This window comes from Proteus sp. fly-1089 (assembly GCF_040138965.1).
In the GTDB taxonomy this organism is placed as follows: Bacteria; Pseudomonadota; Gammaproteobacteria; order Enterobacterales; family Enterobacteriaceae; genus Proteus; species Proteus vulgaris_B.
In genome coordinates this window covers 105,761-122,996 of the sequence record NZ_JBEETS010000009.1, presented here as the reverse complement: position 1 = coordinate 122,996, position 17,236 = coordinate 105,761, and the positions used below count along the sequence as shown (strand labels likewise).

The following is a 17,236-nucleotide window of genomic DNA, read 5'->3' as shown; positions in this document are numbered from 1 at the left end:
GGGATGGAGCAGCATGGTAGCTCGTCGGGCTCATAACCCGAAGGTCGTTGGTTCAAATCCAGCTCCCGCAACCAATTCTATAAACAACAATTCAGTCGCGGGATGGAGCAGCATGGTAGCTCGTCGGGCTCATAACCCGAAGGTCGTTGGTTCAAATCCAGCTCCCGCAACCAATTTTTCTTCAAGATTCCCTCTTCTTTTTACTTTCTCTTTTAATTCACAAAATTAATCGCATCAAGCATAAATTTACTACATCAATTTCTTTCATTTCAATAACCATTATATTGGATAAATTTATTGTGCTGAAAATACAATAAGAAGCTCCAATAGAAAGCACATAATCTTAGCTTTCTACTGGAATATAAGAAAAGGGTATAGGAAGAGATTAGCTACGATCAGCTAAGGTTAACTCGCCACCGTTGGCAAAATAGGCTTTGATACCTTTAAAGATAGACTCTGCGATTTGTTGTTGGAATTTTGCTGTTTTTAGTTTTTTCTCTTCTTCGATATTACTGATAAAAGCAGTCTCAACTAAGATAGAAGGGATTTCAGGTGCTTTTAATACTGCAAATCCGGCTTGATCAACCTTATTCTTATGCAGTTTATTAATTCCCCCCATCAATTTAAGCACTTCACTACCAAATTTCAGGCTGTCATTGATAGTCGCCGTTTGTACAAGATCAAGCATCGCATGATCAACATAACGGTCACCACTTTTGCTCACACCACCGATTAAATCAGACTCATTTTGTGTTTGTGCAAGATAGCGTGCAGTATTACTGGTCGCACCTGTTTTTGATAACGCAAAAACAGATGAACCTCTGGCAGAACGATTCGTAAATGCATCTGCATGAATAGAAACAAACAAGTCAGCTTGCATTTTTCGTGCTTTAGCAACACGTACTGTTAATGGAATAAACACATCTTCATTACGTGTCATATACGCCTTCATTTTGGCGTCTTTATCAATAAGTGTTCTTAAACGGCGTGCAATTTGTAAAACGACATCTTTTTCACGGGTTTTATATTTACCAATGGCACCGGGATCTTCACCGCCATGACCAGGATCGATCATGATAATGATAGGTCTATCTCGCCCTGCTCTACCCGGTTTACGTGTATCTGTCTGTGCAGGAACGGCTTGTTGTAAATCACCATCATTATATTCACGCAACAGCGCTAAGAGAGGATCATCTTCCGTATCAGCGCCATGACTAGGATAAAAATCTAGCACTAAACGGTTTTTAAATTCAGCAACAGGTTTGAGTGTAAACATTTGTGGTTGTACGGGTGTTTTTACTTCAAACACTAATCGCACTGTTTTAGGCGTGTTTTGACCAACCCGGATCAACTTTAAATAAGGATCGCTAGTCTGAACTTGATTAGCAACCCCCTTTAATACGCTATTAAGTTGAATACCTTCTAAATCTACCACAATACGTTCTGGGTTTGATAATGCAAACTGACGATATTTCAGTGGTGTTCTTGATTCTATAGTCACGCGAGTATAAGTCGAAGCAGGCCAAACCCTGACAGCAACAATAGATGCTGTCGCAGCAAAGCCAACAGGACTAACACTTAACAATAATAACGCGCCAATTCCTTTAACAAGACGACGACGAGTTTGATTGTGCTCAGAATGACTCATGAAAATATTCCAAAAAAACGATTAACGTCAATAAACTCTAAAAAGAGATAAAAAAAGTTAAGAACGAAAAACTTTACCCAATCCACACTTCACTGTCACTTAAAAACAGCACAATTACTCACATTTACACGAATATTCTGCCCTCATGCAAAACAATAAGATAGGATTTTGCTTGCCATTTCTCATCAAAAAGAATAAAAATACATTAAATGCGAATAAAAATTCACTTGAGAGGGTTTTATGAAAGAGCGCAGCACCGAATTGGTCGATGGATTCCGCCATTCGGTTCCGTATATTAATGCACATAGAGGCAAAACGTTTGTCATTATGTTGGGTGGCGAAGCTATCGCACATGAAAATTTTCCATCAATCATTAACGATATTGGATTACTACACAGTTTAGGTATCCGTTTAGTGGTTGTTTATGGCGCAAGACCACAAATTGATATGGCGCTTGAAGTACAAAAAGTCTCACCAATTTATCATAAATATACTCGTATTACTGATAGTGAAACCTTAGAAATTGTTAAACAAGCTGCGGGTACATTACAGCTCGACATTACAGCCCGTTTATCAATGAGTTTAAGTAATACACCATTACAAGGTGCGCATATTAATGTCGTTAGTGGCAATTTTGTCATTGCACAACCCTTGGGAGTTGATGATGGCGTGGATTATTGTCACAGCGGAAAAATTCGCCGTATTGATGAAGAAGCTATTCACCGCCAATTAGACAGTAACGCCATTGTATTAATTGGCCCTGTTGCAGTGTCTGTTACTGGTGAAAGTTTTAATCTCACATCTGAAGAAGTGGCAACACAACTTGCTATAAAACTTAAAGCGCAAAAAATTATTGGTTTTTGCTCTTTCCAAGGTGTTGTCGATGAAGATGGACACATTGTCTCTGAATTACTACCTAATCAAGCCGAAGATAAAATCCAAGAGCTACAAACCGAAGGCGATTACCACTCAGGTACAGTCAGATTTTTGCGAGGTGCCGTTAAAGCCTGTCGTCGAGGTGTGGAACGCAGCCACCTATTAAGTTATCAATCTGATGGTGCGCTTATTCAAGAGCTATTCTCTCGCGATGGTATAGGAACTCAAATCGTGATGGAAAGTGCTGAAAAAGTTCGTAGAGCCAATATCAATGATATTGGTGGCATACTCGAACTTATTCGCCCATTAGAGCAACAAGGTATTTTAGTCAGACGTTCAAGAGAACAATTAGAAATAGAGATAGATCAATTCACTATTATTGAACGCGATAATATGACTATAGCCTGTGCCGCACTTTACCCTTATCAATCAGAAAAAATTGGTGAAATGGCTTGTGTTGCTGTTCATCCTGATTATCGTAGCTCTTGTCGTGGTGAGGTATTACTACAACGTATTTCTACCCATGCTAAGCAATTAGGATTAGAAAAACTATTTGTTTTAACAACACGTAGTATTCACTGGTTTCAAGAAAAAGGATTTGAACCTGCTGAAATTGATAAATTACCCATTGAAAAGCAGGCACTCTACAATTATCAGCGTCGATCCAAAATTTTGATTTTAGATTTACATAAAGAGTAACTATCAAACATAAATAAAAAGACAGGCATCCCTCTCAAGCCTGTCTTTTATTGTTTTTATCTTATCCGACAGAAATTAATAACGTAACTTATCGACTAAACCACTTCGACGCTGAATACGTGTTTGAATAGCCATTTTCACCATATACTCGCTGGCATAAAGAGAAAGTTTTTGTTTAGCGCGTGTTAAGGCGGTGTACAGTAATTCACGGCTGACCACTGGCGAAAATTTTTCAGGCAATACTAATGCTGTATGCGTAAATTCAGATCCCTGTGATTTATGCACTGTCATAACATACGCAGTTTCGTGTTGAGGCAACCGGCTAGGTTGAATTGCTTTTAAAGTACCATCCGGTAATTGGAAAAAGGCTTTCATTTCGCCTTCATCATTATTGAGCATAATACCAATATCACCATTAAACAGCCCAAGTGTACTGTCATTTCGCTGGATCATAATTGGACGTCCAATATAGTCACTCTGGTAGCTATTTGTAGGGCGACGAATTAATCGTTGACGATGCAATAGCATTTCAATTCGATCATTTAATCCACTTACACCAAATGGCCCTTCTCTTAATGCACACAATAAACGATATTGGTTAAATGCATTAAGAATAGCATCAGGAGTGGCGTTTTCTGCTATCAATGAGAGATACTGACGATAGGCTTGCGCCGCATCTTGTATCATCAGCAAATAGTTTTCATCACTTTCTAATGGGATAAAATTCACATCTTGAGTATCTAGTGCCATTTCAATTTGTTGAGGCGTAATTACTGCCTTCTTCAGTAATGTCAGTGCTGTTTTGGTCTGTCCTTGGTTTACAGCAAAAGCAAGTTGACCAATACCTGAATTCGAGCCGAATCGATAACTTTTTCGTAATAGGCAAAGTGAATCACTAACAACTGAAACAGGTGTGTTAGAAACAGAGATAATCGCTGCAGATTTTGATAATTCACCTTGTGTTAAATAATCAATTTTATCAAATCGCTTTTGGCTCAAACCATCATCAGCAAAACGACAAATATCCCCTAATACGGCTCCGGCTTCAACAGAAGCGAGTTGGTCTTTATCTCCCAAGAAAATAACGTGACATTGTGGCGGAAGTGCATCAATTAAGCGAGCCATCATAGGCAAATCAACCATCGATGCTTCATCAACTACTAAAATATCAAGTTGTAATGGGTTATCTTTATGGTAACGCACTTGCTGGCTTTCAGGCTGAGCCCCTAACAAACGATGAATAGTTTGTGCTTGCTTTGGCATCCACTTATATTCTTCTTCACTTAAAGCGAGTTGGGCAAGTGCTTTACCTAAGGATTCAGTTAATCGAGCAGCGGCTTTTCCGGTTGGTGCTGCTAATTGAATAATGGGCTTTTCATTCGAAGTAAGCATCACAAAAGTAGCCAAGATTTTTGCCACTGTTGTGGTTTTTCCTGTTCCAGGGCCCCCAGAAATAATAGAGATAGGGCTAGTGATAGCAACACTGGCAGCTACTTTCTGCCAATTAGTTTCTTTATTGTCTTTTATTATTGGAAAAAGTTGATTGAGTGCTTTAATTAATGCATTTTCATCAATTTCAACCACCGGATGTTCTTGCCTAAAAAATTGAGCCACTTTTTCTTCGTAGCTCCACATTCTTTGCAGATAAAGAAGTCCATTATCTAAAATGATAGGTGATGGGGAATTATCACCACTTTGATTAACACAATGACTTTGTATTAACGCTTCAATTATTTGATTAGTAGAAGGCTCTCCCATTCTTTGCCAAATATCACGAGCAAGTTCGTCTTGCCTACTATCAAATAATTGATTTTCTTTGATAATATTTAATGGCAAACAAACATGTCCAGCTCCTGTTTGAGCACTTAAATAAGCAAATATAAACAGTAAAATCGGATTTTCATCTTCTACCAGCATTTGTGCAAATCGAAGATCTAATGGTCGTAATACATTTTGTGTAATCGCTTGTTCTAATAGTTTGATCATTTTTATTTCTCATCGACTACATCAGGAGTGCTACTTTTCATTCTTTTACCTGTAAATAAAGCATCTAGCGCCAAAACAAACGCCTCATCAGGTAAATAAGCATAAACTCCATTTCCAGGGTGTGCTTTATCTATACCGCGTAAGAAAAGGTAATAGATTCCCCCAAAATGGCTTTTGTAATCATAATCTGGAATGCGTTGCTGTAAAAAGCGATGTAACGCTAATGTATAGAGTTGGTACTGCAAATCGTAACGGTGATCTATCATTGCATTGACCATCGCTTCTTGAGTGTAATCTTCACTCGATTCACCTAACCAATTTGATTTGTAATCCACCACATAGTATTTCCCTTCCCAGCAAAACACTAAGTCAATAAAGCCTTTTAACATGCCTTCCACTTGCTGGAATTGTAAAGCAGTACAACGTTTTGATAAGGGATCAAATTGACTTATTAATTGAGTCAACTGAGATGATGTTATTTCTTGTTCAATCGGCAAATAAAATTGCAATTCATCCAGTTGTTGTGTTTTAGGGATATCAGCAAGGCATAACCCATCAGTATTAAGAGGGGTATAAAACAGTGTTTCCATCCATGTTACTAATAATGGCGCCCACTTTTCATCAAAGCCTTGAGCTGTTAATTGCTCTTGCATCCATTGTTCATCAATGGGTTGAGAAAAATCCAAGACTTCAAGCAAACCATGTAAAAATGTTCCCGCAACCGCGCCTCGAGGAAAATGATGAATCGAATTTTCATTGGTTTCTTCTCGTTGCTTCTCACCTTTGGCATCAGTATCCAATCCTGGGGCAATAGACTGCACTAAAGCCTCAATATCACCTAAATCGAAATGGTACCCGCGATTTGAATGTTGATAAGTTAGTCCTGAATAACTGGTTATACGCCACTTATCATGAATTTTACGTTTAAATACCGCAGCCTCTAATTTTGCCTCACTGACTAACTGAGGTTGGTAACGGTGAGCTGAAACTTCATCAAGCGTGATCACACTAATATTTTCATCGAGTAATGCATGAATTGATTGATGTAATAATTCGCTATTCCCTTCTTCACCTTGCTGTAATAAATACCCTAAAGCATTTTTATGAAGATCAGTGAGTCCCGATTTACGTTTATTCCCTTTCACCAATGGCGCAACACCCACATAACAACAAAATTTAGAACGTGTTAATGCTACATAAAGCAGGCGTAAATCTTCTGCTAAACGCTCCTCATCAGCTAAACGCAAGCTTTCAGGTCTGCTAAAAATATCTAACTTAGCGTAAAATTTTTCTCTGTCATGATAAAGCGCCCCTTTTTGCTCTTGATAGTTACAAGCAAAAGGTAAGCAAACAATAGGATATTCAAGGCCTTTGGATTTATGAATAGTACAAATTCGCACAAGATTTCGGTCACTTTCCAAACGCATTTGTTGGCTTTCTGATTGCGCATCAGGGTGAGAAATTTGTTGTGCTAACCAACGAATAAGCGCATGTTCGCTATCAAGCTGTAACGAGGTTTCCTGCAATAATTCACCAATATGCATGATATCGGTGAGTCTGCGTTCACCATCAACACTGGCAAGTAGATCCTCGGCAATCTGATTATCCATCATAATTTTACGCAACATCGGCAAAACGCCACGTTTTTGCCATAATACATAATAGTCAGCAAATTTCTCTACATAACTATTCCAGCGCTGTTCATCATGATTTAGGCTATCAATTTGTCTTGCACTAAAACCAAATAACCGACTAGCTAAAGAGGCTCTTAAAACACGCTCTTTCTCTGGCGTTACAACTGCTTGCAGTAACCAAAGCAAATCTTTAGCTTCGTTCGTTTCAAATACACTTTCGCGGTTTGATAAGAATACAGATTGTATAGAGAGTAAATTTAGTGCATCACGAATAAGTAATGCTTCTCTACGACTACGAACCAGCACCATAATATCAGCCGATGTCAGTGATTTTTTTTCACCTTGTTCTAGAAGCCATGCTTGCTGTTGATCGCCTGCTGATAGCCAATCACGAATTTGAGCGGCACATTGTGTTGCCATAATTTGCTCATAATTTCCCGTTGATAGACTTTCACCTTCAGCAAGCCAAAAATTAAAAGGCGAGATCGATTTACCATGGTAAATAAAAGCCATATCTTGGTTTTTTTCAGCAGAACTCACATCAATAAAAGGGATATGCTCAAATAAAAACGGAGCACTAGAACGCATAAAAAGCTTATTAACCGCATTCACCATCCCTGGTGCAGAACGCCAGTTAGTATTTAAAGTGTAATGGTGTGCCGTTTGTTTTCGCGCTTGAATATAAGTGAAAATATCAGCACCACGGAAAGCATAAATTGCCTGTTTAGGATCACCGATAAAAAGTAACCCACTGTTTTCATGCTCACCATAAATAGCATCAAAAATACGGTATTGTTGAGGGTCGGTATCTTGAAATTCATCAATCATTGCAACGGGATAACGCTCACGAATAGCTTGTGCTAATGCTTCTCCCCCTTCACGTTTTAATGCTCTGTCTAAACGTGTTAAGAGATCATCAAACCCCATTTCCCCTCGACGCATTTTTTCATTTTCAATACCTTGGCGTATTTCAGGAATAGCATTCACTAAGATAACATCACGCAGTGTTAAGCTTTGTTTTGTTAGACGCTCAATTTCAACAAAAAGAATATGCTCTGGAGCAGGGCCCTTGGTCGCTTTCTCATTTAAAGTTTCTTGAGAAAAACGAACCAAGCAATCAGGTAACTGATAACTTTTTGTTTCAAGCGTTGCGGCCCATAACGTGATTTCTTCAATCCATTTAGGTAAAAAACGGCTACTATAACTTCGTTTATCTACTCCTGAGGCCGTTATCCACGCTTCAACTTCATGATGATGTTCATTCCAACGCGCTTTCACCTTGTTAATAGCTTCAATAACAGCTTGATGACGCTCTTTTACTGATTCATTTTCATTGTCTAATGCCACGCCTTCAATTTCTGGCATTTCACCTTGTAAATAAGGCTGTATTTCATAAAGTAGTTGCTCAGGACCAGACCAAATTTGGCTAACCGCATTAGCAACATCATAAGAAAGGGGATAACAGTGGCGACGCCAAAAATCAGCACAAACACGTTTTTTCAACTCATATTCATCTTGGATCAAGACTTGTTCAAACAACACACCTGACTCAAATGCATTGTTTGCCAGCATACGCTGGCAAAATCCATGAATAGTGTAAATAGCCGCTTCATCCATTTGACGCTCAGCTTCTAATAACCACTGCGCAGCTAACTCTTTATTAGGAATTTGTTTGAGTAATTCTTGGTATGTTTTGTCAACATTATCAACACCATGACGGATACAGGCAAGCCTTAGTTCATGGATGTTTTTACGAATACGTGCACGTAATTCATCAGTTGCAGCATCTGTAAATGTCACAACCAAGATCTCTTCAACACTTAGAGGTCGATAAAACGCAGAATCCCCCCCTAAACCAAGAAGTAATCGCAAATACAGTAATCCAATGGTATAGGTTTTACCTGTACCCGCAGACGCCTCAATAAGGCGTCTTTGGTACAAAGGAAGTGTATAAGGATTTAATGGCTGCGCCTGTATCACTTCACTCACTCTTTAATTTCCTCAACTGGTAACGTTCTTTGTAATTCGCTAACTGTTGTATAACGTTTCCATTGTTTATTTTGCGCGTAATCAGCTTCTTTACCATCTTTGCCAATTATTTGAGAAACAAACACAAAACCGTTTGGTTTTATTACTGCTTTTTCATAAAACTCAATAGCTTGCTTTAACGTCACTTTATTAAGCTCAGCTAAGAATTTCTCTCGTCCATCATATTTTAAATTATTACGATGGAAATCATTTCGATAAAGAGAAACTTCTTCATAGAAAGTTTGAGGTGGTTGTTTAACTTCAGTAATAATTGCTTTCTTATACTGATTAAAATCAGCCTCATTCATTTTTTTCAAGCGTTCATAGGCTTGCTGATAAAATGCGTTATAACGCTCATTTAAGTAAACTGGCGGTTTAGCATTACTTTGTAATAAGAAACCTAGACCAGACTGTTCACCCATAGTGCCTTGATAAGCAAATACAGCATAACCAAGTTGCTCTTCTGTTCTTAATTGATCATAAAACCAAGGTTTAATAACCGAAGCTAACACAGAAGAAATAGCCTGACCTTCAAGGCGGCTATACCCAGTAGGAATATAAAGTTCGCCTAAGGCATTATCGGTACTGTTTGATTTATTTTGAAATTCAACAGCATCTAATTTATTGAATACTAATGTTTCACCAATCCAGTATTCTGTTCCTTGATTACCTAATAACTCATGTGCAGACTTCGCTATATCACGGCTTTGCTCTGGCGTTAAGTTACCAATAATCAGTGCTTGAAGAGCTGCGTTTTTAATCACTTCACGACGGTTATCAACAATATCTTGCAGTGTAATTGACTCTAATGCTTTGAGTTTGTCAGCTTCTTCATAATACGGAATAGTATTTAATCGGCGAGCTGGCAACATCGCTGCTTCAAACGCTTTTAGGTTATGAGTTACTTCAAGTTGTTCGCGATACCAAGATTTAGCCTGTTCAAGCTCTTCTTGTGTTGATTCAAAACTCATATAACTTTTTAGTGTGGCATTAACTAATTCTGGTAAATGTTGTGTGTAACCATTCATTGAAAAATCGATACCTTGTCCTGATGAGGATGAGATATTCATGCCTGCAACAGATGCTTGGTAAGATAATTCACTGAGTGCTAAACCAGCAAGATAATCAGTTAAAGTTTGCGTAACTTGCTGTTTAACAGTAATGTCTGATTTCTTGTTTACCAAACTTAATGTCACGCTGGCTTTTGGCTCATCAGAAAAATAGTGTGATGGCATATAGAACAAGCGAGCGCTTTTATCTTGCCACAATAATTGTGGCTTAGTGATTTTACTATCAGCATCAATCAACGACAGATTATTAGGAATGTATGGGTTAAGTGTCGGTAAGGATAATGAAATATCATCCGACAACATCTGCCATGTTTCTAATTGTTTAGTTGTAATTTTATCAACCTGATAAGGCGCATTAACAAAATAAGCTTGTTTGTTTGATGGCTCATTAGGGCTTATTACCCAAATTCGTGCTTTCTCTGGTGTGAGTGACTCAAGGCGAGCAAGAATTGCTGAAGGCTCATAATTATCGGCAATATAATCAGCATTCAGGATATTTTTGATTGGATAACGCAACATCATATCTGAAATGCCTTCTATGTAATTCATATCTCTTACAATAGAGCCATAACGAAATGAGAGATCTAAAACATTCGCAATTTCATTAAAATAGCGCTGGCTAATACCTTGTGACTCAATTAAGCGAAGATATGAAAAGATAGCTGAGATAACTTTATCTTTTTGCGCTAAACCTTTATCTGTTAATGCGACATAAATTGTAAAAGAGCCTTGGTTACGATCGATATACGGCTCTGAAAATGCACTAATACTTTCAGCTAAACCTTGATCTTGTAACCATGTTGCAAGTGTTCCAGAACTACGATTACCGATTAAATAACCGATATATGCATCAGATTTGCTACGAAAATCGGCAACATTATTATCAATACCAAATTCAATCTGTAAGGTTTTTTGCGGTAAAGCCGGTACTAGATGGATCATTAACCCTTTTTCTTTATCCGTCATCGCAGGCACTGTGGTTACTGGAATATCTGCTTTTTTATTTGGAATACGGGCAAAGGTTTCTGCGGCTAATTTAGATAATTCATCAAGTGATTTATTACTATAAATCACCCCATTCATTAAGTTGCCAGAATAGTGTGTTTGATAAAACTTAATGAGTTCATCTTGAAGTTTGCTATTTGGCTTATCACTTAGCGTTTCTAAATTTCCGCCCATAAAACGAGAGCTTGGATGTGCTGGGTTTAAGGTTTCTGCTCTAACCTGCCAAAAACGCATACCATCACGCGCACGCGCCATAGTTAATTCGGCATTAACGGCATTGCGCTCACGATCTGCATTTTTAGGATCAAGTAAAGGTTCAGCTAAAGCATCTGCAAGACGATCGACCGCTTCATTAATGGCGCTATTTTCTACTTCTAAGTAGAAAGCTGTACGATATGTAGTGGTGCTTGCATTATGAGATCCCCCGTTCTTTTGTAAGAACTCTGACATACTGCCAGATTGAGGATATTTAGCCGATCCCATTAGCACCATATGTTCTAAATAGTGTGCAAGCCCTTGCTGACTATCTGGATCTTCTAATGCGCCAACAGGTAACGCAACCGCCGTTAATGATTTAACCGCTTTTTCGTCAGAAACCAGTAATACAGTCATATCATTAGGCAATTTAATCGCTTGATATTGCCGTGGATCGCTTTCACTTTTTTCAATGCTATCTGGCAATACTCGCCAAAGTGGATCAGCAGCAAAGCTGTTGATACTCACTAGCATCAATAGCAACATGATCCATAGTTGCGATAAGTATTTTCTCATCTGATATGAGCTCCCTTATTTTTTTAAAAATGGAATTATTGGTTTAAATATCGTTAATGTCGTCTGTTTTACAGTTTGTAAAAAATGCTCGTCTAATTGAGAGAATGCACGCTGAACATACATATCACTCATTTCGCCATCTCGATTATAGCTATCCGTTAAATGTTGCAGCAGCACTAACTCTGCTTTTGCGAGTGTCTCTTCATCATCAAGTAAAAATTCTTGTGTTTTTTTATCATAGCAAGCTTGTAACCAAGCCCAGCCACTCTTCGAAAATAATGCTAATGGGCTATTTAACCCTTGTTTATAATCGTGAATTAAATTATCTAAAGTTGAATAAGCAAATTCAGGATCAACTGGCAATAAACACCATTGCGTTTCCTTTCTGCCGTAAAACCGACTTTCGCCAGTTCCCTCTTTCAAACAATAAACCAGATGTTCAATCCATAGTTGCAATAAGTCATTAGCCGTTAAACTTGCAGGTCGCCAACGTAATAAACCATCGGCTTGTACTTCATTTAAACGCCCAATTAATGGCATAGCACTAAAGCTTTGCTCTAATGTGACAGAATACGAAGCTAATCGTTCACTTCTCACTTTTTCAGCTAAAGGGAGTAACTCTTCTATTTGTTGTTCCCAATAAATTTGACCAAATGCACTTGCTGGAAGTTGCCCTGCTGCTTTAATACGTTCAAAGAGTGATCCTGTTGATGTTTCATCAATCAATGCTTTCAATAGCCATTGATTTAATAGATAGCGCTGAAGTGCATTTATCACAAAAGGCTCTTCTTCGGGCAATTCTGTCTCTTCAATAACAAAGTTTGTTTTTAATCTTTGTTGGAAAAATGCACGGACCGGATGACGATAAAAACGAGAAAGTGCATCAACGGAGACTTTATCTATTGATATATCATCATCTAATGACTCCGTAAAACCTTGATGAGCCTCCCCTTGCCCACTGGCAGCCGGTAACCATTCTGAGGCATAAGAACGAGTGAGTGCCTCAATGTGGAAGTTTTCTTGAGCAAAAGGAACACGACTATGCTGTGTTAATAAATGCTGATTAATGCGAGTCGCACTATCATCAACATTAAGTTTTCCGTCATCAGGTAAACGGAAGTTTTGACCAATATAGTCTTGTAACTCTTTGATTAATACTGATGGATTACATTCTCGATCATCACGTATCGATTTACCGATATAACTGATATAAAGGTATTTTTCGGCCGAACTCAGTGCCTCAAGGAATAAATAACGGTCATCATCTCGACGTTTTCTATCACCACGACGTCGCTTTTCAGCCATTAAATCAAAACCTAATGGCTGAATATTACGAGGATAAATGCCATCATTCATTCCTAATAAGCACACTGCTTTAAAAGGGATTGAGCGCATAGGCATCAGCGTACAAAAGTTCAGGCTTCCCGCCAAAAAGCGCTGACTGATTTTTTCATCATCAAATCGTACCGTTAATTCATCTCGAATAAGCACTAATGGGATTTCATTTTGATATTGTGCTTTCAATCCGTTTTCAATCACTTTTTGCCACTGTTGTGTGATCAACGCTAAAACTAACTCTGTCTCTTCATCAGCTTCAAAAAAGGCATCAACTAATTGCTGCCCAATCTCTAACCACGATTCTAAGGAGCGAGTTTCACTTAACCGTGTACGCCATTCACTTAATGTGTAAAGAAAATCAGCAAGATGCCCTGCAAGCTCTGCGACTAGCCCACTAGATTCATCATAAGGAAGTACTCCTTTCCAAGGGCCATTTTCGCTTTCCATCGCATAACCAAGTAGCATACGAAGTAAACCAAACTCCCATGTATTTTTACCGGTGATAGGGAGTAAAAATGAAGCTACGTTTTCATCATCCAATCCCCAACGTATGCCTGATTCATCCACCCATCGGCGTAGTAGTTTTAATTCACTTTCAAAAATAGAAAAATGCCCAGCTAACGCAGGCACTTCAAGTAAAGCTAAGACTTGTTCTGCTGTAAAACGACTTTGGGGAAGCTCTAATAGCGTAATAAAGGCTTGTAATACTGGGTGTGCTTGACGTGCTTTTCTATCAGAAATAGCAAAAGGGAGATAACGTTCAGCAGGTGCATTACCAAAAACAGCCTGAATATAAGGTGTATAATTATCAATATCAGCAACCATCACAATAATATCCCTTGGTAGCAATTCGGGATCTTGCTCAAGTAAATGCAGTAATTGATCTTGTAATACTTCTACTTCGCGTTGTGGGCTATGGCTTGCATGAAAGGTCAACGAGTGATCAGCTAGTGAGATAACACGTTTTTTTTCACTACATTCATAGGTTTTAAGTGTTGTGCCTAATTGTGAAAAATCTTCTAAATCAAGAATGTCTGCTTGTAATTGATGAAGTAAATTATCTCTTGGAATATCAACAAAAGCATCCAATACATCGGTATACTCAAGTTCAGAAAGAAAATAGAGATTATCTTTACCCAATTTTCCCCATGAAGCTAATAGCGGATTACCAATATTTTGCTCCCCCTCTTCATTAAATAACGATGAGGCATTTTTTTCATCTTTAAACCAAGGTGATTCATGCAATTGCTGATAATGGCGAGGTTTTCTACTATTAAGCCGAGCAAGAAATTTAGGATCTTGAATATCACCCCAATAGTAACGGCAAGGATTGGTAAAGAGTAAATAAATCTCTGTATGACGCCCAATAGCCTGTAACGCCTGCAAATAAACTTGCGGTAATGCCGAAATTCCACAAATAAAAATACGAGATGGAAAACAATGCTGAAGTTCTCCTTCTTTTGCACCATTTAATGTCGAAATAAATTGCTGGTAAAGATTAGAACGATGCCATTGAGGCTGATTGAGATCTTTTGTGTATTGCTGTAATGCTACCCACAATATTTTCTGCCAACGCTGATTCTCACTCAGCCCTTCTATCAATTCATCTTTTTCCCACGAAGCTAACCAATCTGAACGATACACCAAATATTGGTCAAATAAGTCAGCAACACGCCCCGCTAATTGGTGTAATTTACGTTTATCTTCATCATCATCAAGATAATGAAGTAGTGGTTTAAATTCTTCATGAGATAAATATTCAGGTAATAATGCCATTAATTTCCATGTCATAGCATCTTTAGAAAAAGCACTTTCTTTAGGTATACCTGATAGCACCCGCGTAAACATTTCCCAAATGAATGTTGCAGGCAATGGATAGCGAATATTTGCGGCAATTCCTAAACTTTCAGCAAGTTGAATTTGTAACCACTGAGACATTCCGGGGCTTTGTACTAAAATTACTTCTTGTTCAAAGGGAGAAGAGAGTGGTCTGGTCTGCATAAAGTGCACCATAAGTGACTTTAATAATGACAACTGATTTGAGTGATATATATGAAACATCAGATCCCCATCTTATGGATTGCATGACCAATAGTATAAATTTATCGTGGGTAAAATATTATTAGCAACATAACCTTCCATTTGCTGACAACCTTCAGAATGTGAAAGAGAATGCATCATTATTTTCTGGTTATAAGCAAAATAGTAAGGTGATTTATCAGGCAATTTTTCAAATAAAACAAAGATCCCCTGTCCTGTTTGCTGTATTTGAATTAACCGCTGAAAATCGACTTTTAATGATTGACTATACCCTATAATAGCGACAAAACTAATATTAAAAAATAGTAATACAAACATTGTATTAAGTAAGATAGAACCATTTTCTGATCTATTTTGAGCCTTTTTTATGATACACACTCCTTATGCACGAATGGGCAATAATCTAGCCATCCATTTGGATCAGGCACAATAGCTTTATCTTTCCCTTTTTTAAAACTAATCCATTGATAATGATATATTTTATAACCTAATAAGCTTTCTGCTTGTCCTTGAAGTAAGGCCTTATCTGCTGAGATTAAAAATAAGCAGCTCTTTATTTTGGGATCAGCATAAAAAGAACGGCATTGCCATTGATTTAATTGTATTGATGAAAGTTCCCAATCCTGTGTTATCCCCCATTGCAGAGCAGATTCAGCAAATAAAAAGGCCTGTCTTGCTTGTAACTCTTGCATCACTACTTGTTCAGATTGTCTGTAATAGTAAGAAAAATCTCCGAGCATAGATAAGCTAATGCCAATAAAACCTATCACTACAAATATACCCGCTAAGCCTTGTTCATTGCTCCTGTGAGTGAAATAAATATTCATAATGCAGTCACATTCCTTAAACGGATGATATTTTGATAATGTGATTTTATTTCAGGCTTTTGTTTTAAATGAAATTTTAAAGAAATAGAAAGATAAAAATACGGGTTTTCTTTCACAGAATACGTTTTAGCATAAGGCTGTAAAATAAACTCCGTTACCTCAATCTCGTTATTTTCGAAAAATTGTTGCCATCCTGAAGAGGCACAATCTTTTACACCTCTTAATTGCTCTAATTGTCCCTTTTTAAGGCGATATCCAAAATAATCACTCTCTTTTGACAAAGGAGGCTCCCATCGACCATTACTGTTTATGTCATAAGCAAAAATAACGCAGGAATTTTTTCCTTGGTTAGGATACTGCCCTATTTTTAAAGGTGACACTTGCAAGCCACCTACCTTCAACGCATTAACACAATCGCCATAACAATACCCTGTACGCCTTAATTGCGTTTCAAGTACCAATAATCGCTCTCTTAAAAAAATATCTAATTGATATTGTTGATAAGAATGGAGTAGCGTATTCATTATTTGGGGATAAGCTCTGCTGATACAAAGAAATAAAATCCCACTTATCGCAATAGCAAAAAGACATTCCATCAATACCATTCCTGATGAAAAAGAAAATACAGATCGTTTTAACATGATGAAAACACCTTTATTTTCTGACTACACGCTCTTATCCTACCTAAAGATGAAATAATAATTTTCACTTCATCCTCTTCATTTTGAAGCACAAAACTCATGGGTTTTAATGTTTGGCGAATTCTACCAAACGTAAAATTTGAGACTGTTGATTGCTTAAGTTGAATACCTTGGGCTAATTGATAAATCGTTTGTTTTTCAGGTAAGTATCGTAGAGAAAAAGGAATAGCGACTATTTTATTACTGGGCGATAAATGAAGTGATATTTTAATTTTGACATTAAACAACAACGCCTGCTGTTGCTGATAAGAAAGAAAAACAATGGTTTCTCGTACACTCTGTATTAAATGGCGTTGCTTAACAAAATGTTGATAAGAAGAAATTGATAGATAACTTAAAATAGAGACTATCAGCATCACGATAAGTATTTCGAGTAAACTGACACCTTGCTCACTTTTTTTCTGAAACTCCCTATTTAGGCTTAATTTTCTATTATTGTTCATTTGTTTCTCCTTTTTAGCCTGTGGTGAGCATGCAGACTACAGCCTTAAAGGTAAACAAAGATAAGCATTTTTCTCGAACAGTTACGCAATAACAATATTTTCAGAGCAAATACAAAATAAACGTATTTATGATTAATAAATACTGACAACGCTTTAAATTTTAAATAAAA

10 protein-coding genes and 2 tRNA genes are annotated in these 17,236 nt (G+C 37.6%); 3 read left to right on the top strand and 9 right to left on the bottom strand.

Going from position 1 to position 17,236, the window contains the following annotated elements; all coding sequences use genetic code 11:
- A tRNA-Met gene (locus ABN080_RS16825) sits at nucleotides 1–74 on the top strand.
- 22 nt (nucleotides 75–96) lie between these two features.
- Nucleotides 97–173 (top strand) — tRNA-Met (locus ABN080_RS16820).
- Nucleotides 174–385: 212 nt separating this feature from the next.
- Here the strand turns inward: ABN080_RS16820 and amiC are convergent.
- Nucleotides 386–1,648 carry an N-acetylmuramoyl-L-alanine amidase AmiC gene (gene amiC, locus ABN080_RS16815; RefSeq protein ID WP_164526704.1) on the bottom strand — a complete coding sequence of 421 codons (1,263 nt, stop codon included), beginning with the start codon at nucleotides 1,646–1,648 and terminating at the stop codon, nucleotides 386–388.
- A 240-nt stretch (nucleotides 1,649–1,888) separates the two neighbouring features.
- Here amiC and argA point away from each other — a divergent pair, with 240 nt between their 5' ends.
- A complete protein-coding gene (gene argA, locus ABN080_RS16810) occupies nucleotides 1,889–3,223 on the top strand; it encodes an amino-acid N-acetyltransferase (RefSeq protein WP_196554704.1) in 1,335 nt (444 codons plus the stop codon).
- A 75-nt stretch (nucleotides 3,224–3,298) separates the two neighbouring features.
- Here the strand turns inward: argA and recD are convergent, their stop codons facing one another.
- From recD to ABN080_RS16770, 8 genes are read right to left on the bottom strand one after another with little or no spacing between them, the layout of a single operon-like run.
- Nucleotides 3,299–5,209, bottom strand: a complete 1,911-nt coding sequence (gene recD / locus ABN080_RS16805; RefSeq protein ID WP_196554705.1) for an exodeoxyribonuclease V subunit alpha — start codon at nucleotides 5,207–5,209, stop codon at nucleotides 3,299–3,301.
- Nucleotides 5,210–5,211: 2 nt separating this feature from the next.
- Complete coding sequence (gene recB, locus ABN080_RS16800; RefSeq protein ID WP_349441575.1) at nucleotides 5,212–8,832, bottom strand: exodeoxyribonuclease V subunit beta; 3,621 nt, start codon at nucleotides 8,830–8,832, stop codon at nucleotides 5,212–5,214.
- Nucleotides 8,829–11,717, bottom strand: coding sequence for a pitrilysin (gene ptrA, locus ABN080_RS16795; protein WP_349441574.1), 2,889 nt, complete (start codon nucleotides 11,715–11,717; stop codon nucleotides 8,829–8,831). Before ptrA ends, recB begins: the two co-directional genes overlap by 4 nt.
- Before the next feature lie 15 nt (nucleotides 11,718–11,732).
- Complete coding sequence (recC, locus tag ABN080_RS16790; protein WP_349441573.1) at nucleotides 11,733–15,116, bottom strand: exodeoxyribonuclease V subunit gamma; 3,384 nt, start codon at nucleotides 15,114–15,116, stop codon at nucleotides 11,733–11,735.
- Nucleotides 15,117–15,128: 12 nt separating this feature from the next.
- Entirely contained in the window at nucleotides 15,129–15,473 is a 345-nt protein-coding gene (locus ABN080_RS16785) for a hypothetical protein (RefSeq protein ID WP_241253984.1), read from the bottom strand.
- Nucleotides 15,461–15,922 (bottom strand): DUF2509 family protein, encoded by a 462-nt coding sequence (locus tag ABN080_RS16780; RefSeq protein ID WP_349441572.1) that lies wholly within the window; start codon nucleotides 15,920–15,922, stop codon nucleotides 15,461–15,463. Before ABN080_RS16780 ends, ABN080_RS16785 begins: the two co-directional genes overlap by 13 nt.
- Nucleotides 15,919–16,563 (bottom strand): prepilin peptidase-dependent protein, encoded by a 645-nt coding sequence (locus ABN080_RS16775; protein ID WP_349441571.1) that lies wholly within the window; start codon nucleotides 16,561–16,563, stop codon nucleotides 15,919–15,921. Before ABN080_RS16775 ends, ABN080_RS16780 begins: the two co-directional genes overlap by 4 nt.
- Nucleotides 16,557–17,066 (bottom strand): prepilin-type N-terminal cleavage/methylation domain-containing protein, encoded by a 510-nt coding sequence (locus ABN080_RS16770; RefSeq protein ID WP_349441570.1) that lies wholly within the window; start codon nucleotides 17,064–17,066, stop codon nucleotides 16,557–16,559. Before ABN080_RS16770 ends, ABN080_RS16775 begins: the two co-directional genes overlap by 7 nt.
- Between the last annotated feature and the right edge of the window lie 170 nt (nucleotides 17,067–17,236).